The 19146-nt window shown below is 46.4% G+C and carries 19 protein-coding genes; 4 read left to right on the plus strand and 15 right to left on the minus strand.

All coding sequences use genetic code 11. The features are described 5' to 3' along the window. Nucleotides 1-69 precede the first annotated feature (69 nt). Nucleotides 70-1221 (plus strand): alanine racemase, encoded by a 1152-nt coding sequence (gene alr, locus SYN6312_RS15265; protein WP_015125799.1) that lies wholly within the window; start codon nucleotides 70-72, stop codon nucleotides 1219-1221. A 47-nt stretch (nucleotides 1222-1268) separates the two neighbouring features. Here alr and SYN6312_RS15270 read toward each other — a convergent pair whose 3' ends face one another. From SYN6312_RS15270 to SYN6312_RS15305, 8 genes are all read right to left on the minus strand, one after another. Beyond that, nucleotides 1269-1496, minus strand: a complete 228-nt coding sequence (locus tag SYN6312_RS15270; protein ID WP_041430892.1) for a hypothetical protein — start codon at nucleotides 1494-1496, stop codon at nucleotides 1269-1271. Further along, the gene (gene msrA / locus SYN6312_RS15275; protein ID WP_015125801.1) at nucleotides 1483-2127 is read right to left on the minus strand and encodes a peptide-methionine (S)-S-oxide reductase MsrA; all 645 of its coding nucleotides are present in this window, start codon (nucleotides 2125-2127) and stop codon (nucleotides 1483-1485) included. Before msrA ends, SYN6312_RS15270 begins: the two co-directional genes overlap by 14 nt. Nucleotides 2128-2282: 155 nt before the next feature. Beyond that, entirely contained in the window at nucleotides 2283-3674 is a 1392-nt protein-coding gene (locus SYN6312_RS15280) for a hypothetical protein (RefSeq protein WP_015125802.1), read from the minus strand. Nucleotides 3675-3743: 69 nt separating this feature from the next. Beyond that, a complete protein-coding gene (locus SYN6312_RS15285; protein WP_015125803.1) occupies nucleotides 3744-6266 on the minus strand; it encodes a glycosyltransferase in 2523 nt (840 codons plus the stop codon). Between the two features lie 2 nt (nucleotides 6267-6268). Next, nucleotides 6269-7213 (minus strand): bifunctional 2-polyprenyl-6-hydroxyphenol methylase/3-demethylubiquinol 3-O-methyltransferase UbiG, encoded by a 945-nt coding sequence (locus SYN6312_RS15290; RefSeq protein ID WP_015125804.1) that lies wholly within the window; start codon nucleotides 7211-7213, stop codon nucleotides 6269-6271. Further along, complete coding sequence (locus SYN6312_RS15295) at nucleotides 7213-7872, minus strand: TylF/MycF/NovP-related O-methyltransferase (RefSeq protein ID WP_015125805.1); 660 nt, start codon at nucleotides 7870-7872, stop codon at nucleotides 7213-7215. The genes SYN6312_RS15290 and SYN6312_RS15295 overlap by 1 nt, the downstream gene beginning before the upstream one ends. A 20-nt stretch (nucleotides 7873-7892) precedes the next feature. Continuing rightward, the gene (locus SYN6312_RS18485; RefSeq protein ID WP_015125806.1) at nucleotides 7893-9245 is read right to left on the minus strand and encodes an ABC transporter ATP-binding protein; all 1353 of its coding nucleotides are present in this window, start codon (nucleotides 9243-9245) and stop codon (nucleotides 7893-7895) included. 9 nt (nucleotides 9246-9254) lie between these two features. Continuing rightward, nucleotides 9255-10067, minus strand: a complete 813-nt coding sequence (locus SYN6312_RS15305) for an ABC transporter permease (RefSeq protein ID WP_015125807.1) — start codon at nucleotides 10065-10067, stop codon at nucleotides 9255-9257. Nucleotides 10068-10186: 119 nt separating this feature from the next. Here SYN6312_RS15305 and era point away from each other — a divergent pair, with 119 nt between their 5' ends. Beyond that, nucleotides 10187-11101, plus strand: a complete 915-nt coding sequence (gene era / locus SYN6312_RS15310) for a GTPase Era (protein WP_015125808.1) — start codon at nucleotides 10187-10189, stop codon at nucleotides 11099-11101. Nucleotides 11102-11130: 29 nt separating this feature from the next. Here era and SYN6312_RS15315 read toward each other — a convergent pair whose 3' ends face one another. The 7 genes from SYN6312_RS15315 to SYN6312_RS15345 all read right to left on the minus strand — a co-directional run bounded on the left by SYN6312_RS15315 (nucleotide 11131) and on the right by SYN6312_RS15345 (nucleotide 17659). Further along, nucleotides 11131-12267 (minus strand): energy transducer TonB, encoded by a 1137-nt coding sequence (locus tag SYN6312_RS15315; RefSeq protein ID WP_015125809.1) that lies wholly within the window; start codon nucleotides 12265-12267, stop codon nucleotides 11131-11133. Continuing rightward, nucleotides 12268-12891 (minus strand): TMEM165/GDT1 family protein, encoded by a 624-nt coding sequence (locus SYN6312_RS15320; RefSeq protein ID WP_015125810.1) that lies wholly within the window; start codon nucleotides 12889-12891, stop codon nucleotides 12268-12270. Between the two features lie 26 nt (nucleotides 12892-12917). Next, nucleotides 12918-14792: a tetratricopeptide repeat protein gene (locus tag SYN6312_RS15325; RefSeq protein ID WP_015125811.1), complete on the minus strand. Its 1875-nt coding sequence runs from the start codon at nucleotides 14790-14792 to the stop codon at nucleotides 12918-12920. Nucleotides 14793-14982: 190 nt separating this feature from the next. Beyond that, nucleotides 14983-15753, minus strand: a complete 771-nt coding sequence (gene larB, locus SYN6312_RS15330) for a nickel pincer cofactor biosynthesis protein LarB (RefSeq protein WP_041431670.1) — start codon at nucleotides 15751-15753, stop codon at nucleotides 14983-14985. Between the two features lie 21 nt (nucleotides 15754-15774). Then, a complete protein-coding gene (locus SYN6312_RS15335) occupies nucleotides 15775-15942 on the minus strand; it encodes a twin-arginine translocase TatA/TatE family subunit (RefSeq protein ID WP_015125813.1) in 168 nt (55 codons plus the stop codon). A gap of 46 nt (nucleotides 15943-15988) precedes the next feature. Further along, on the minus strand, nucleotides 15989-16570 hold the full coding sequence (locus SYN6312_RS15340) for a thioredoxin family protein (protein ID WP_015125814.1): 582 nt from the start codon (nucleotides 16568-16570) through the stop codon (nucleotides 15989-15991). 33 nt (nucleotides 16571-16603) lie between these two features. Continuing rightward, nucleotides 16604-17659 carry a hypothetical protein gene (locus SYN6312_RS15345; RefSeq protein ID WP_015125815.1) on the minus strand — a complete coding sequence of 352 codons (1056 nt, stop codon included), beginning with the start codon at nucleotides 17657-17659 and terminating at the stop codon, nucleotides 16604-16606. Nucleotides 17660-18205: 546 nt separating this feature from the next. Here SYN6312_RS15345 and SYN6312_RS18490 point away from each other — a divergent pair. Beyond that, complete coding sequence (locus tag SYN6312_RS18490) at nucleotides 18206-18835, plus strand: hypothetical protein (RefSeq protein ID WP_015125816.1); 630 nt, start codon at nucleotides 18206-18208, stop codon at nucleotides 18833-18835. A 112-nt stretch (nucleotides 18836-18947) separates the two neighbouring features. Then, a complete protein-coding gene (locus SYN6312_RS20795; protein ID WP_015125817.1) occupies nucleotides 18948-19079 on the plus strand; it encodes a hypothetical protein in 132 nt (43 codons plus the stop codon). Nucleotides 19080-19146: the final 67 nt, after the last annotated feature.

A 19146-nucleotide genomic window follows, 5' to 3' on the forward strand; every position in this document is an offset into this window, starting at 1 on the left:
TAATCTAACTCAAGAATGATGTTGAGTCTGGCATTGGCTTGCAAGCGGTGTGGGTGAGGATGTTGGGAGATGTTGAGCCAAGAACGATTATCTGTTGCCCAAGAATGCCAACGGGCCTGGGTTGAGGTTGATTTAACGGCCCTTGCCCATAATGCCCGCCGAATTAAGCGGTTATTGCAAGCCCCAACTGAGTTAATGGCGGTTGTTAAAGCCGATGCCTATGGTCATGGTGCGAGTTTAGTCACCCCCACCTTATTAGACAATGGGGTGGATTGGTTAGGAGTGGCCACTGTGCCCGAGGGAATTGAATTACGCAAACAGGGTATTCAAGTCCCTATTTTGGTTCTTGGAGCGGTTAATACCCCAGCCCTAGTTCGAGCTATTGCCCAATGGCAATTACAGCCCACTTTGTCCTCTCCTAAGCAAGCTCTGATCTTTTCCCGACATTTGGATGATGCCCCCCATCCCTTGCCAGTCCATTTAATGTTGGATACTGGGATGGCCCGTTTGGGTTGCCCCTGGGAGCAGGGCCTGGAGTTTATTCAATTTGTCCGGGGTTTACCGAATCTCCAAGTTGCCAGTATTTACTCCCACTTTGCCGGTGCCGATGCCCTAGACCCCACGTTGATGCAAGTTCAGCATCACCAATTTCAGAGCGTCATTCACCAGGCCCAGGTTAATGGTATTCCTATTCCCCGCCTCCACTTGGCCAACTCCGCCGCCACCTTGCGGGATCAGACCGTTCATTACGATTTAGTCCGAGTTGGCCTGGCCTTGTATGGACTTTATCCAGCCCCGCATCTGGCCCATCAGCTTAAACTACGACCCGTCTTACAAGTCCGGGCCCGCATTACCTTGATTAAATCTCTAGCCGCCGGAGCCGGAGTCAGTTACGGCCATCAATTTATTGCTCCCCAGCCCATGCGGATCGCAGTCGTAGCCATTGGTTATGCCGATGGAGTCCCACGCCGCCTGTCGAATCAAATGACCGTGATTGTTCGTGGACAACGAGTGCAGCAGATTGGGGCGATTACGATGGATCAGTTAATGATCGATATTTCCAACTTGCCGGATGTTCAAGAGGGAGAAGTTGTGACTCTGTTAGGTGAGGATGGTCACGAAGAAATTACTGTGGATAGCTGGGCTGATACCCTGGGGACAATTTCCTGGGAAATTCTTTGCGGGTTTAAACATCGTCTACCGCGTATCCCGGTTGATTAGTCCAAAAAGGAATAGACCGAAGCAGAGCAACGAGCGTTGTTGAGCAATTATCCACCAAAGCCATTCAGGATTTTGCTGAGGGTATCAAGAAAGCGACTACCCCAAAGCTGATACATCATCATTATTGAAAAAACGACCATGCCTGCAACGATGAAATGTGAGACATTCAGTTGACTCAAATCACTTAAGGAGATAGGGATAGAGACAATGAAAATGCCAATGACCATTCCGATCAGCGTCCGTTGGGCTAAATCCACAGAGTTAGGCTTCTTCATAACACACCCCCGTTCCGCCCAAGCCGCAGTAGCCATTAGGATTTTTGGCCAGGTATTGTTGATGATAGGCTTCGGCAAAGTAAAAAGTAGGGGCAGCCAAAATTTCGGTGGTAATTTTGCCTTTGCGAGTGGCATCTAAAGCACGTTGATACTGTTGCAAAGACTGTTCCGCAACCTGGCGTTGGGATTCATTGAAGATATAAATTCCTGAGCGATACTGGGTGCCAACATCATTTCCTTGGCGCATTCCTTGGGTCGGGTTGTGACTTTCCCAAAACACTTTCAGAAGAGTTTGGTAAGAGACTTGGCCTGGATCATAGACCACTTGCACGACTTCATTATGGCCCGTCATCCCCGTACAGACTTCTTGATAGGTGGGATTAGGGGTGACCCCAGCTGCATAGCCGACCGCTGTAACATAAACTCCCGGAATTTGCCAGAATTTGCGCTCTGCGCCCCAAAAGCATCCCAGGCCAAACAGAGCAATCTCCATCTCTGGGGGATAAGGGGGAGCCAGGGGGTTGCCGTTGACATAATGAGTTGCGGGAATCGGGATGGGCTGACTCCGGCCGGGAAAGGCTTCCTCTAGAGTGGGGAGAGTTAATTTCTTACCAAGACCAAACAATGCCATAACCACCTCTAGCTAATTGAAAAGTTTTGAGATTTCCGGGGGACTGTATAGCTTAATTTATTGTAACAGTTGCTTCCAAGCCTGGGGTATAAAGCATGCACGGACAAGAAAAGCATCCTAGCCCGATCAACGTTCTCCCGATACCGCCTGAGCAATCACCCACGTTTAATTCGGCCTTTGAGCTTAAACCAAGCTTCTCGCAACTGCCAAAATTTACTAGTTTTCATGGCAAGAATTTCCCTTTCAGCGATATCTCGGAAAATTTCAACGTGCTTGACAGTGGCCTGGGCATTGACAAGTTCCCAATGCATTTTATCTCTTTCCAAACGTAAATTAGAAATTTGGTCGAGTAGGTCTTGATAATTTTTAGAGTCAAAGGCCTGCTTTGCGTAAAAAAAGAGAGTTGGCATCAGAGCTTCAATATCGGGATGATCACTCAAGTTTTCAAAGGTTGTATCGCATGGCCGGTGTAGTTCCAAGGATTGCCAAAGCCATTCGGAAAAGCCGTCAACACTAAAACAAGACGTAATGTTAGCAGCATTTTGTCGCATGATTCTCTGTATATGAGGTTGACAAATATAGTGAACCGTCTCGATAAACTTACTGTCTTCATACTCACAGACAACACCGACATTAAAACGAGTCACAAAACGAGCCGCTGCACCGCGCTGATTACCTAAGACAATGATTGGCGTATGGGATGTTGCAATGATAAATGGAATTCGACTAGGCAAGCTAAATTGAGAAATTTCGGGTCGATCATCCTGTTGGTCAATAGTTCCCGAAGGAATAACTGCATAGGGGTATTGGCGCATATTCTGAACTAAATCTTGCTCAGTTGGCAAGAATCCAAATAGTTTAATTGCTGACTCATCTAAATTGTTGCTTTGAGATGCGTAAGAAAAGGCTTCTAAACTCGCTTGGCCGTACCAATGAATTTGTTGTTTTGAAGTTTCTAAAGTTGAGTACAGGAGTTGAAACGCCTTCTGACTCCAAATATTACCAATCAAAATACCAACTTTATTTTGAGCTTGACTTGTATTCAGCATCTCAATTGAGCCACCAAATAGTTTCGACTCGACAAGTGGAGGCACAAATGTCAAGGGAACCTGGTATTTTGCATGATACATATCTCGCATTTCCTGAGAGATTGCTAGTCTTAGCTCGGATTTGATTAACAGATCATGCATTAATGTATCTGAAATACCTGTTGCTAAAATATTTTGATCATCCATAACATAGGTACAAAGAGGAGCTGCGAAGACACGCTTTAGCTCCAGGGCAGTTAGTACATCATCAGAATTATAGGGAATGCACAAAATGCGCCTAACCTGAACACCCTCAAAGTAACTCAGTAAATTGTTTTGATTGCTTTTATAGCAGAAGTTTAATTTGCCGAAATCTTGCTCCCCCTTGTAGCCATTGCTAGAGCGAATGGAGATAATCTGAGAGTCATCCTGAAAAATTCTCTTTAAGAAAATTCCAGTACCATGCCTATTATTGACTTCAGAACCAGTAATAATAACGTCTGCTATTTGTAAAGCCATAAAGTGAATTCCATGATTAAATTTACAAAAAAATATAAAGTCTATCTTCTAGCAGTTTCTCCTAATTCCTTAATTGATCTTAAAAATCTCTTTAAGTTTAAACCAAGCTATCCTAGCCTTCCAAAATTTACTTGTTTCCATCTCAGCGATGAGAATTTTCAGATGCTCTAGTTCTAGATTGGTCTGATTTAAGTCGGATTCTAGTTTTATCATTGCTGCTTGAGTTGCGCTTAGATCAGCCTGGCAAATGTTATGCGCTGTTTGTAGATGAGAGAGTGCAATCTGTGCCTGTTCCAGATTGTTTTGAGTAGATTTAAGGTTTAACTCTGTTTTTATCTCTATTTCCATTAATTTTGTATGTAGAGACTGGACTGAGAATTGATTGAAAGCCGCTTGAAAATTATTTCCTAGAGTCTGTTCAAATCTTGGGATATGCAGGGATAATGAGCTTTTCTTATTTTTACTCTCACATATATTATTTTTAGAACTATTGTTATTTAACAATTCTTGATACACCTTTAGATATTGTTTTGCTTGTAAAGATGCTGTAAATTTATCTTCAATTGTTTTTCGAGCATTCAGTCCCATTGTTACAATAGAATTAGTATTAAAGAAAAATGTGTTAATAAAGTCTATAATCGTTTCAGCAAATTCCCTGGTGTTGCCAAGGGTCACTAGATATCCATTGGTTGTGTGCTCAACCATATCAGGGATACCACCGACCTCATAGGCCAACACAGGTGTACCACAGCCCATGGCCTCTAGAACTGTATTAGGCAAGTTGTCCTCTAGGGAAGAAAGAAGTAATAGATCACTTGCACTATACACTTGGCTTATAGTATTTTCATCTTCTTCATATTTTAAAAAAGTTATTTCCAAGCCGGGTACTTGCCAATCAGATTCACCAGCTCCTAGGCAAACTAACTTTATTTCTTGTTGATTGTATTTAGTCCAAAATAAATCATCATCTAAACAATATTTTAGAGCCTGGATGAGATGAGCAAAGCCCTTACGAATTTCATCTCGATTGTGCGCAACAAAGAGAAGGGTACAGACTTCTGGACGAATACCTAGTTTTTGCTTAGCAATAGATTTTTTCTCTGGTTTAAAAATATCTATGGAAATAGAATAAGGTATTTGCTTAATAGTTTGATGCCTGAAGACCTGACTAGCAGTTGCACATTGATATAGCCATTGACTGGGGGTAATAATCGTGAGATTTTTTGAATTCAGGAGTTCAATCTTGTCTTGAAGAGTTAAAGTTGCCAATTCAGACCATTCGGAACTCAGTTGAGGACAATTGCTGCAGGTTTCCTCATAGCCCCGACATCCAGCACTATAGTGGCATCCACCAGTAAACGCTGACATATCATGCAACGTCCAAATGATTGGCTTGTTGAGTTGAAGTAATTGATTAATAGATGTTAGAGATAAGAAACCATAGGAAACCCAATGCAGGTTAATCACATCAGCATCTTGAATCTCTGGCAGTTGACTCAGATCTAGGCCTGGGTAGGGAAGGGAAAACAATGTGTTTGAAATTGAAGTGCGGTGTGTATTAATCCCGTGTGTTTGAATTGCTAGTAAGCTTTGAGTATAGCAATCTAAGTCCGAGGGCTGATTAATCTGCAAGACAGTTGGATCATCAGACAGCTTTTCCTTCACAATCATTAAAGAACGATGTCCTGAACCAAGTAGGGCCTGGTGTAAACGATAACCAGCCTTGGCTGCACCACCTTGAATGTCGAAAGTACTCAGGTGAATAATCTTCGGAGAATTTTCCTGCGCGTTAAATATAATTTGCTCCCATCCATTTTGCCGTGGCTTAATAGCTTCCATAAATAAAGAGTCCGGCTTTTTTACTTCACCATTTATTTCAATGTCTAGGTGATATTCCTTGAAATTTTGAAAATATGAATCATTTGCGGATTTTTGACAGACGGACTCAAACTGAGCCTGCCTAAGTAATCGCCCTAATGAGTATTGATCATACATCCAAAGATGCGGTTCGCCCCCTAACCGAAATTGACCTACATCCAAAGGAGAGCTAGGATCATTTAATTCAACGACAGGTTTCCCCTTTTTGATCTGGTTAATTAATTCTTGGCCTTCCCTCCCAATTCGGCTTAAAACAAATTGTTCTCCTTCAGGGCTTAAATTAGTGAGGTAGGAAATCATGTCTCCTCCAGAATAATGACGAACCGCTTGATCCAATAGCTCTAGCATGACCCAATCATATTCAGCCGCAATAATTTCTGATTCTGCCCCATGAGCAGCAGCAACTGTATTGAGGCCTAATTCCAAACAGTTTAAGTATTGACGAGTAATTTGTTCGAGGTCTGGAACAACAATTCGAATAACGCCACCAGGCCGGAGAACACGATAGCATTCCTTGATAAAATTGTCGGCCAAAGCCTTCGGAAAATGCTCTAAAACATGGGAATGATAAACTAAGTCAAAGCTTTGATCAGCAAAGGGAATTCCTTGTTTCAAATCATGGGCAATTACTCCCGTCCCAGTGACTGTAAAATCAACATTTACCCAGTCTGGATGAAAGTTATAGCCACATCCCAAGTTAAGACAGTTCACCATGATTAATTTCTCATTTCAATTGATGAAGGATCATCAGCCTGGGGAGTGGCTAATTTACGATATTTGACATAAAAACTTTGTCCTTTTAATCGATGTCTTAAACCAACCTTGAGGATTTTAGCTGCTATTGATTGAGTCCAAGAGTTAAGCCACCACTTGCCAATATGATTTGAAGCCTGATAGTAATTAGTGTAACTTTCTAAATATCCTTCTACATGATATGCTGCTAGTGGTTCAAACTCAACTCGTTCTAGTCTGAGCGGAAATAGATGTTCTAAGGCCTGACAACTGGTTAGTGACCAGCGCGACATATGATGAGGAGGCATATCTAAAAGATTATATTGATACTGGAGAAAGCTTTCACGATTCGGTAATCCCAACAGAAGAGTGCCATCGGGATGCAAAAGCGACAAACACTCTGTCAAGAATTTTTTGGCATTAGCAATATGTTCTAACACTTGAAAACTACAAATGCAATCAAACATTTCTCCTTGCTCTAACAACTCTGCAAGTGTAGCCGAACTGATCGGGAGTCCTTGGGCCTGGGCTGATTGAATTGCATCAGGATTAAGTTCAATGCCTTGAATATTAAATCTTTGATCCTGAGCGGCCTGGATAAAACGACCAAAGCCACTACCCACCTCTAAGATTCGTTGCTGTCGTTGGATATCTTGGAATGCCAACTGATACTCCCATTTGTCACTCATGTAATACCAGGTAAAACCCATTAACTGAGCATAAAGCTTTCCTGATCCTTCAATGTCAAAAGGATAGAAGAACTGTAGCTTTGTTTCTAAGCATTCATATAAATAAATATTTTGATAACTTTTAAACTCAAGAGAGATATCAATTTGAAAGGTGTCTTGCCAGGCCTGGATGAGTTCTTCGACCTGAAATGTTTGGAGTCGCCTAACTTGATCAGAACCCGTTAAAGGACTATAAATCATTAGCCATGCCGTGTATGAGTTTTACCTTTAATCCAATAGGCTTGGGTTGTACCCACACGCTCTAAAATCGGTTTTTCATGATGTCTAAAGCAAAAATCATAAAACGCTTCCCGACAGCCTTCCCAGTAGCCAAAATCATCTAAAACAACACATCCCCCCACGGGAATCCGGGGATAGAATGTTTCTAAAACTAATGTTACTGAATCATACCAATCAGCATCGCAATGAAGGAGAGAAACCTGTTCAGGAAGCGCATCTTGAAAGGTCTCCTCAAACCAACCCGGCCGAATGATATATTGGTCTTTGGAAATATTTAAGGCTTTCATGACAGCGTTGACATCATCAATTTGGCCAACACAAGCCCCAACCCATTCAGCCGCCTCACTTCCGTCTCTTTCTGTGGTTTCTGGCATTCCTTGGAAGCTATCAAATAACCAAATTTTAGTATTTTCACTGAGGGATCGAGCCAAGATTGCGGCACTACCCCCCTTATACACTCCACATTCAACAAAATCCCCAGAAATTGCCTGAGTTTTCAATGTTTCTGCTAAATGATAAAGAGAGCCTAATCGTTGAGCATCTGAGAGGGTGTAAGGTTTTACAAGTCGCATTAACTCCTCCCAGGACTGTTGTTTCTGGTTAGGTAGAGATACACCCATCCGTAAATTAACTCCTCATCTTAGGGTTTGACCAATGGCTCAGGATAAGCGGCCTCCAGCACATTGACAGTAAACTTAACGTCAAAATGGACAGGGCCATGGATAACACGCTTAGAGTAAAGATTAACATTAAAGAAATAGCCATATTCTAGATGGTCGTAGATAATCACCCGTTGCAAATCATACCGTTGATTGTCTTGATACCCAATTACCCCTAAGGTCATGTAGTAAGCCCCTGCCCGGAGAGGAAAACAGAGGTTCACTTTAGCCTGAATCACTTGGCCAGCGTTGAGAACTGGGTAGTTTTGAGGTTGTAGATCTAAAATTGAAAATACCTCATTACCTTTCAAGTCTTTAACAATTAATCCTATGTCATAAACAGCAACATCTCGATGAGCTTTTAAGGTATATTCCGCAGTCACTAACTCATCGTGATCAATATCCTGCCGAAAGCGGCCGCGAGCATCCAGAAGCTGAAAGTCAATGATTTGGATATCACCGTTACCAATTCGTTCACTTTCTGTAATTTGGTTAATTGGAATTGCTGAAGATTGAGTCACATCACCTTCAAACCCAGATGAACTTTGATTATCCAACTCAACCGCTGATGTCATCGAGGTGGCGGCTAAAAACCCTTGATCTTCCCAAACCTCCTGCCGATAGGCCTGGGTAACATCTTTGGGCTTGCCCTCCATCGCAATTTGCCCATGTTTAAGCCAAAGGCAACGATCACACAGGCCGGTCATGGTACTGGTGTCATGGGAAACAAATAAGACCGTAATTCCCCGATCCATCATGTTTCGCATCCGTTTAAAGCACTTGGCCTGGAAGTGAATATCCCCAACGGCTAAAGCTTCATCAACAATGAGAATATCGGGTTCTACGCTCGTTGCAACGGCAAAGGCCAACCGCACCATCATCCCACTCGAATAGGTTTTGACTGGCTGATCAATAAAGTCTCCAATGTCAGCAAATGCCGTAATCTCTGCAAATTTTTCCTCAATTTCAACTGGTTTTAAGCCGAGAACTTGTCCATTAAAATAAACATTTTCTCTACCAGTAAACTCAATATTAAACCCACTGCCTAACTCCAACAGAGCCGCAATCCGTCCTTGAACCTTCAGTGTGCCGCTGCTTGGAGCTAGTGTACCGGCAATAATTTGGAGAAGGGTACTCTTACCTGAGCCATTTCTGCCAATAATTCCCAGTGTTTCACCCCGTTGAACCGTTAGACTGATATCCCTTAGGGCCCAAAATTCCTGAGCTTTACTGGCCTGTTTCCAGAAGATTTCCTTTAAGCGATCCCCTGGATGATCATAGCGGCGATAACATTTGGAAACCCTTTCTAAGGAAATTAGGCTATCTCTGGACATCACTCACCCCTAAAGGACATCGGCAAATGCAGGACGTAACCGCCGATACACCCATAAACCCGTGGAAAAAACAACGACTGAAATGATTGTCGCCAGGCCAAGGTCACGCCAATGATCAACATTTCCCCCTAGTACCATATCTCGATAGCTCTCAGCAATAGCGGCCAAAGGGTTAAGTCGAAAGACCCAGGGTCGGATTGAAGCTGGAATGACTGCGGCTGGATAAACTAGGGGGGTCAGGTAAAACCAAGCATTGAGAATAACGCTTAAGCTTTGGGGGATGTCGCGAATAAACACCGTTAATCCAGCACACCAGTAACCCAGGCCGGCAGTAAACAACAACTGTGGGAGCCAGACTAGGGGTAATAAAATTAATGTCCAGGCAACATTGTGTAATGCAAAACCAGTCAAAATAATTAAGACAATTAACCCCAAACTACTTTCTATAAAGGCAGCCAAAATCGGGACTAGTGGCAATAGGGTTAAGGGAAATAATACTTTTTTAACTAGGTTTGGCTGGTTAATTACAGATGTACTGGCCTGGGAAACACCTGTTACAAAAGCTGTCCAGGGAATTAAACCGGCAAAAAGCCAGAGACCAAAGATAAAATTGTTTTCCGGCAAATTTGCTAAAGTCAGCTTAACCTTCAGAACTATCCCAAAAACATAGGTATAGATTAACAGTTGGGATAATTGCTTCAGCAGTGACCAAAGATTGCCTAAGACAGAACCTTTATAGTAGCTTTCCAGTTCTCGTTTAACTAAGGCATGTAGCAGACTGAGATGGGCAGGTAGGGTTTTAGCGAAACTGGGATAAAACATTATGTGATCATACTATGCCAAGTCTCTCGTTGAATCTTAGGATAGGGATTGTCGTAACTAACTCCAATTAGGTCGTCTATCGTGATCGTGATCGTCAACAGTCAAGGGCTGATATCCCTGTGTTAATCCCCCAGGCCCCGCCTGACTACCGATCCGGGTTTATCGCCATTATCGGCCGGCCCAATGTCGGGAAATCCACTCTCATGAACCAACTCATTGGTCAAAAAGTTGCTATCACCTCACCTGTGGCCCAAACAACTCGGAATCGGCTCCGAGGAATTTTAACCACTGAGGCCGCCCAGTTGATTTTTGTCGATACCCCAGGGATTCACAAACCCCACCATTCCCTTGGGCAAGTCCTCGTCAGTAATGCCAAACTCGCCATCAACGCGGTGGATGTGATTTTATTTGTTGTGGATGGTTCTGTGAAGGCTGGTAATGGGGATCGCTATATTGCTGAGTTGCTCAAAACGGCGACAATCCCGGTGATTTTAGGCCAAAACAAAACCGACCTACTGACGGATCCCGGCCCCGTTGCTGCCACCTATCACGAACTAGCAGAAACCTATGGTTGGCAATCCTCCGCATTTTCAGCCTTGACAGAGACTGGCTTACCGGAATTACAGCAGCAGTTGGTTGCTCTCTTACCCCCAGGCCCCTACTACTATCCCCCCGATCTAGTCACCGATCAACCCGAGCGATTCATTATGGGCGAACTGATTCGGGAGCAAATCCTGACCCAAACCCGTGATGAAGTTCCCCATTCCGTCGCTGTGACCATTGAGCAAGTCGTAGAGGAAACCAAGATCACTAAAGTCCTGGCCAGTATCTATGTTGAACGTCCCTCTCAAAAAGCGATCATCATTGGCAAAGGCGGACTGATGTTGAAGACCATTGGCACAGAGGCCCGGATACAGATGCAAAAACTCATTTTAGGGCCAGTCTATTTAGAACTATTTGTCAAAGTCCGCACTCGCTGGCGACAATCGAAAATTCATTTAGCAGAACTGGGGTATCGGGTTGAATCAGACTAATCAGGCTCAAAAAACCTCAAAAGTTAACCCTAAACGCCACTATTTTCCGGACTAGGACTAGGAGTGGGCGGCTGTGGCGTTTCTGTGGGTGTAGGAGTTGCCTCTGGGCTTGGCTGGATGTTTTGCGGGGTTGGCGAAGATTCAGGACTGAGGATTGGGGATGGTGTTGGAGTTGATCCAGTTGGAGATGCGGTAGGTGTGGGGGAGTTCTCCGGGGTTGGCGAGGTTTCCGGGCGGGGCGGTTGTCCACAAACGGCTGGGTTATAGACAAAATCCAGGGTGTAAAGCATGGCCTGGTATTGGTTCCCGCCCGAAAATGTCTGGGCCGCCACAGTCCGCACCGCCACTTGATCCAGCAAGGCATGGCCACTGGAGCGAATTAACTGGGGGTTTTGACTGAACCCAGAGGCTGCGGAGGTACTGGCCAACCGACCTTCTGGCGTGACCAGAACAGCCACGGCCACTCGACCTTGTAACTGATCCCCACAGGCCCCGGCAGGATAGGGCGGCTCTAGCTTGGCAGTAAAGTTTAGGCCAATCACAGCCCCATTAATGCTGCTACGGGCCTGGGAAATCCACCGAGACAAACCGGAGAGGGCCTGCTGATCATCTGTGGGCGAGGTGACGGCGTTTGGAGTTTCGTTAGGACTGGGGGCGACTAAATCAGGGGCAACGGCCACATCACTGGGGCCATCAGGGAGGGTACGAATGGTTGGGGGCAAGGAGGGAGATTGGCTGAGTCGGGGCGGTGTCACCAGAGGCGGAAAGGGGGCATAGATGGGGGGTGGGAGTTGACTAAAATTGGGTAAGGGAGTCAAGGCCGGTAACGGCGGCAGTGGGGGCAATGTATCAAAGCTTACAGGTGGTAGAGCAAACTCTTCCCCCAGGCCCGCAATGGTTTGGCTCAGGCTGGGTAATTCATCGGGGACTAAGGGCGTGAGGGAGGGGAGCAGGGCTGTTTGCTCTGGAGAGAGCGTGACAATATCTACGGTTTCAGCAATTTCTGAAGTTGGTTCAGGGGGTGCAGGAATCAAAACCGTTAAAAACAGCAGACCATGAAACCCCAAGGAAGCGATTAATCCCAGCCGATGGGGAGCCTGTAAGGGGCCGGGTAACATCTGTACCAAACGGCCCCAATCGTAGGATGGCAACGAAAACCTCAACACCTAAATACCCTCAACCCACATCACCATAGCAAAGATAAGAAATAGGATGCCCCCCAAGAGGGTAATGTTCCGCTCTGAAATGCGTCCGGCCAGTAAACCGCCACCCACGACCGCAATCAAGCTGGAAATCCCATGCCCGGTAATGGCCCCTAGGGTAACGCCCCAGGGATTTTGGGCCGCCGCCAAGGTTAGGGTGGCAATTTGGGTTCGGTCGCCCCATTCCGCCAAGAATGTCAGGGTGAAGGCCTCCATCAGAATTACCCAGGCAGAATTGGTCTGAAGTGCATTCATTTCTTTTTCCGCCTTTTCAACCACTTCCGCCGCTTCCGCTGTTTCTGTCGCCGCTCCTTGGGCAGGCATCTTCCCGGCCTGGTAGATCAAGCGCACACCAAAAAACAAAAATAACGCAATCGCCCCATAACGGGTATAGATGGGGGGTAACAAGGCTAAAACCCGTCCCATCAAGACGGAAAGGATTGTCATCAGGGATAAAGCTGACCAGGCCCCGAGAAACACCCAGCGTTTGGGATGGCGGGTCGCTAAAATAACCCCAATAAAAAAGGTCTTATCACCAATTTCGGAAACCGTAATCAGCAAAAGTCCCGCAGTGAAAGCCGTTAGCATGGGGTTCTAGAAAAATGTTTTAGACATTAAAGCTCAGTCATTCTCGATTTTTTCATAGAAATGTTCCTGACCACTAAGTCTTTGATCTGCGGGACAAGGATCTGCCAATCATTAATCTGGCTTTGGCGCAGGAGTTGGACAGTCGGATACCAAGGAGAATCTGGACGTTTTAATTGCCAGCGCCAATCGGGGACAAAGGGCAGCAAAATCGCAGTGGGAATCCCCAAAGAGCCGGACAAGTGGGCAACGGCTGTATCTACGGTAATAACTAAATCTAGATGGGTCAGCCAGGCCGCTGTATCCGCAAAATCCGCCAGATGGGGACGACAATCAAAGATTCCGGCTTGGGCGAGTTGGGTCGCGTGTTCCGGTGAAATCTCTTTTTGCAAGCTGAACAGAGTGACATCTGAAATTGAGGCTAGAGGCAGCAGCAATTCTAGGGGACAGGAACGTTTCTTGGCTGTTTGACTGTAGGCACTACTCTTCCAGACCAGGCCAACCCGGAGAGTCTGAGCCGCGTCTGGGGGATAACCCGTAACCTGACTGACCGCTAAACCAGAAGTTGCCAAGCAAGAAAGGGGCGGGGGAATGGTTTCTAATCCCAACAGAAACGGCAGGCTTAATAGGGGCGCGTGACAGTCAAATTTTGGCAGGGGCTGCCCCTGGGGAATCCGGGTAACGTGAGTACTTAAGGGCTGCAAAAGGCGATAGAGGGGTAAGGGAGTTTCAAAGAGAATGGGGCCACCCAAGTTTTTCAGCAAGGGCAAGTAGCGACTAAATTGAATCACATCCCCCAGGCCCTGTTCAGCATAAATCAGTAAGGTGCGTCCTTCTAGGGGTTGCCCATCCCAGGCCGGTTCTGCAAAGGCGCGCCCCGTGGCCGGCTGTTGGGCCGCGCGCCATTCGTATTCTGCCCAGCCCCGTTTGTAATCCCCTTTCAGCAGTAAGGTCATGGCCCGGTTCAAGCGAATATCCGCATCGTGGGGACTGAGTTGACAGGCCTGGTCAAAGGCTTGCAGGGCGGGTTCTAAATGTCCCTGTTCTAGGAGGGTGGTTCCCAGGCCATTGTGGGCCATTGCTAAGTTGCGGTCATATTTTAAGCAGGTTTGATAGGCCCCCATCGCCAACTCATAGCGACCTTGTCCGAGGTAAATATGGGCTAATTCTAAACGGGCCGCCACCAAATCCGGTTCAAGCTCTAAGACCTGTTGATAGATCTGGGCGGCGTGATCCATCTGTTGCTGTTGCTGGAAAATCCGCCCGCGATTAAAGGCTGCTTTGACATGGTGGGGATCAACGGTCAAGGCCTGGTCAAAGTGATACAGAGCTTCTTGATAGCGATTCATTTCCAAGTACAAACTGCCCAGGTTGTTATGGGCATCACTATCTTGGGGATTAAATTGCAGGGCTTGCTCATAACAGGCCAGGGCTTCCGTCAATAACCCTTTGGCCTGAAAGGCAGTTCCCATGTTAAAGATAGCCGTGGCTGCATCGGGTTGAGCCGTTAAGGCCGCTCGATAACTGGCAATGGCCTGGTCTAACTGGGCCAAATCTAAATGGGCATTTCCCAAATTGATCTGGGCCTCGGCCCAATCGGGTTTAATTTCGACTGCCTTGGTGTAATGGGGAATCGCCGCTACGGTCAGACCCAACTGATGGAGGAGTAATCCCAACGAGTATTGGGCCGGGGCATACCAGGGATCTAAATCCACCGCTTTTTGAAACTGACGACGGGCATTTAACCAATCTTCAGCTTTGCTGGCAATTAACCCCAACAAATAATAGGCTTCGGCCTGGGGGCGTTCTTTGAGTGCTTTTTGGGCAATTTGTTCAGCGTCCTGCCAGCGTTGAGCCTGGAAATAACGCCATGCCTTTTGTAGTTCGGTACGTTTGGGCCACATGGACGTTAAGACTTAATGGAGCATTTCAACGTAATCAACACCTAATAAACAAGCCTGACCCAGAGGATCACTAATGTGCTTGGCCCGGTCAATAACCATGGCCAGAATCTTCCCAGTATCATATATCGCGGTTGTGTCCGCTTCTGGCACATCAATAACAATTGCTCTCCCTCGGAAATCAAGAGCATCATCAATGAGGGAGCTTCGTTGCCGCTCGGATAATTTGTCCCGCCAAGACCGCTGCCCCAAAGCCATTGTCAATATTGACAACCCCAATCCCTGGCGCACAGGAGTTTAACATCGTCAATAACGGGGCCAACCCGCCAAAACTGGCCCCATAGCCAATACTGGTTGGTACCGCAATCACTGGCACATCCACCAATCCAGCTACAACACTGGCTAAGGCCCCCTCCATCCCCGCCACCACAATCAACACCTGGGCCTGGTTTAACTGCTCCCGAATACTCAAGAGGCGGTGAATTCCGGCCACCCCTACATCCCAAAACCGCTGAATGGCAAACCCATGTAAACCAGCAGTGATGGCGGCTTCCTCGGCTACAGATAAATCTGCGGTTCCGGCAGCTAACAGGCCAATAGTTCCCGGAAATCTAGGCATAGCTACATCTGTGGTACTACAAATCCGAGCTGCCGGAAAATAATAAAGATCGCGTAAGGTCGTATTGAGTTCCGCAAAAACCTCAGCCGTAATTCGCGTCGCCATGACACAGGGATGATGGGCGCGCATGGCCTGGAAAATCTCAATCAGTTGGGCAGTTGTTTTACCCGGCCCCCAAATCACTTCGGGAAAGCCTGTACGGATGGCCCGATGATGATCCAGCTTGGCAAAATTTCCCACTGGTTCGTAGGCTAAATATTTCAGCTTATCCCAGGCCTGGTCTGGAGACACCCATCCTTGGGCTACAGCCGTGAGTAACTCGCGCAATGTATCTGGATTACCCATCGCCATCAATTACTAGGACCATTAGGCGGGATCATCAGGTTTACTGGTGGGGCCTGGTTGAATTTCTGATTTAAAGCCTAATAACGACTTTGCTAAGGCTCGCCCCAGTTCAGGAAGCTTCTGCGGCCCAAAGATAATAATCGCCACCACCACCGCAATCGCCACCTCGGGCCAACCCAAATTAAACATAGTGCTTCTGTATCCTCTTGTTTTGCTTAGTCTAGCGGTTTCGGGTTTAACCGTAGTAATCAGGTTCGTTGCCCGGAATCCATTTAATATTGCAACCCAGGCTGGGAATTTGGTGGGGATCGGGGGGCTTATCCGCTAAGACCAGATCAATCGCAGCCCGTAAGTCTTTCCCAGTCACTGGCAGATCATTGCGCGGCCGGCTCTCGTCTAGTTGCCCCCGATAGACTAATTTCCGGTCAGAATCAAACAAAAAGAAATCGGGAGTACAGGCCGCGGTGTAGGCCTGGGCAACTTTTTGGGTTTCGTCATAGCAGAGGGGGAAAACAAAGCCCAAGGTCTCAGCCATTTCTTTAAGAGACTCAGGACTATCATCGGGATAGGCCGCCGCATCATTGGCGCTGATAGCCACAATTCCGAGGCCCTGGCCCTTGTAATCCAGGCCAATGTTGGCCAATTCCCTTTCAACGTGCTTGACGTAGGGGCAATGGCGGCAAATGAACATGACTAAGAGAGCTTTTTCATCAGCAAAGCTGCTCAGGCTGATGATGTTTCCAGTCACGACATCTGGCAAGGCAAAATCCGGGGCTGGGGTACTGAGTTCCAGCATGGTTGATTCTGTCCGGGCCATAATGTCCTCCTGAAGCGATGGAATGTCTCTATTCTAGGGAACGCTGGCCACGCGATGCACGATCACTGGTTTTTGCCCAATAATCGGGGAGCGCACCAGCATCCGTCCTGATGTATCGGTAATGAGCACCTGAGAAAATTCCAGTTGATGGCTCCGCTGCCAGAGGTCTTGGGCCAGGCCATCCTGGGCTTGGGACGTTAGCGCATACCAGGCCGGGTTCAAGGTAAATCTAGCTGCCCCTGTGTTTTGATCCAAGGCTAAATCCTCTACCAGGCCAGGTTGATACTGGTTAGTAATTCCCAAGAATTGGTTGCGGGCATCAGCTAAGGCCGCTTCCTCAGGGCTAAGCATGGGAACTACCGGAATATCCTCAATCTCCGCTGGCGACTTAGATGCTCCTAGTTCTGCTTCTATCGGGGGTAGACTCTCGGCTGGTACAGCTACATCACCCAGTGCAGTGGGCAGGACTGACTCTGCTGGAATTTCAGAGATTTGATCGTCACGAGTCTCAGGTGCAGCAACAGGACGCAAGTTAACCTCTTGAGTGTCTGTAGAATCCATGCTTTCTGAAGTGGGGGCCAACTCCGGCGGTGACGAGGGCGATGGGACTGGAAGGTAAGGGGTAGGAGCAGGGCGGGGTTTAACCAAAACCGTAGTTTGGGACGGCGGCGGCGATAGGGTTGGACTGGGACGAGTTTTAGAGGCTGGTGATGTAGCGGGGGCTTGACTCGGGCCCGACCAGAGAAAGATTAACAGGACACCCATAAAGATTATGGTTAAACCCATTTCCGTCAGTTTTGCCTGCCAGGCCGGGGGGAGTTTGCCCCGTAACCAACTCATCAGTTGCCACCACTTTGCCCCGAGGGTTTGGAACCAGGGTTGAGCCTTGAGGAGATAGGAGGATTCAGGGCTAGGGGCCGGTAATTGGAGTTGACCGGAGCGGGTTTCCAAACGACTGAGGAGGATGGCACCACCTTTCATCACACTCTGGAGAATAACAATACTTTCCTGCACCAAAATCGGTTGGGCCGTTGTCCAGACTCGGCTAATCCAGGCAGTTTTAGGGGGGACAGGGGGAGAATTACTCATAGGCTCAGACTCAGGGTAAACAGTCAGCACTGCTAAAGATCAATGTATAGCAAATAAAATAACTTTCTCTGAACAAGTGCTAACTTCTGTGGAAATATATTATCTAAATTCAGCCTAGTTCCTGAATTCAAACAGTAACATCAACTCGATTTAAAACAAGCGGCTGTCACACTCATCTTTAAATCATCCATTCCATTCACAACATTCCATCGAGTGTTAATGTCATCAGCCCGATGCCAGAGTTTGTGTGAGTTGTCAGTAAAGTTAAAAACATTGTTTAGGATGACTCCAAATCTTAAATATATTCATTTTGCTTAGGAATGAAATACAGAAATGCTTGAAACCACTCCCCGTTGTACTTTTGTTGGTGGAGCCTCCCGGAGGGATAGTGTCTCACTTTTGGCAGAAATGACAATAATTCCCCAAATAGAGATGAATTAAGTATCTATCTCTCTAAAGTTCATGTAACGAATGAAAATATTTTGATGAGTTTTTAATTCGGTTGATTTGAACAACATTTAAGCTTCCACCTAACGGAGAAAACCCATGAGTCCTAAAGCTAGCAATCTCCCCCTTCATGAATCCACCGCTGATTCCTATGATGCTCATTTAATTCCGGCAGAAACTGCGGCTCGCAAGGCTCGGGGAGGTGACATCTATAAACATATTCCTGAGAACCCTGAACGCCCGGATAGCATTAATACGACCGGTGGTTATACCGTTGATAATGAAGGGCTAATCAACAACTATGCCTCGGAACCAGAAATGTATGCCGAAACACCCGGTGATCTCCCAGCAAGCTGCAATAGTTCAACCATGACTAATACCTACACTATTGTGGATGTTTTTCCGTCACTCGTAGATGCTGAACAGATGAGTTCACAGATGAGATTGGCTGGTTTAACTGCCGAAAAAATTGCCATTATTAGTCGGAACTACCAATTCCCTGATGCGGGTATAGGTGTCCTAAATTGGCCACATATTTATGAATCTGGCGGGTTAGCTATTGCCTTAGTTGAATTGGGCATTACCACCAGCCAAGCGACCCAGTATGAGGATGATGTCAAAGAGGGAAAGTTTGTGGTTCTAGTTGTTGGAAGTGAGGCGGAGATTATTCAGGCCCATGACCTGTTACACAACATCGGTCACCCAATTAATCAGGTTGTTACGCTCTAAAAGGGAATAGAATGGTAGTCTCATGTTAGTGCTGATATCTAGAGGGTATCAACTTTTATAGCTGTGGAACTCTGTATCAGATCAGGAATAACGTATTTATTGGAGGAGTATCATGTCAAAAAAAACAAAGGGAAATAAAGAAACCAAGAAGCCTAAAGCACCAACAGATGGCCCTAAAAAGCCCAAAAAAGACCCCAAACGATACGATGGCCCAGGTTTGTCCAGTCAATTTATTGCCCATTGATTTCAATAAATAAATGCTATTTAAGTCAGATTATTGTGTCTCCGTTCCTATGCTGGCCTAGCTATAA

The organism is Synechococcus sp. PCC 6312, assembly GCF_000316685.1.
Classification (GTDB): Bacteria; Cyanobacteriota; Cyanobacteriia; order Thermosynechococcales; family Thermosynechococcaceae; genus Pseudocalidococcus.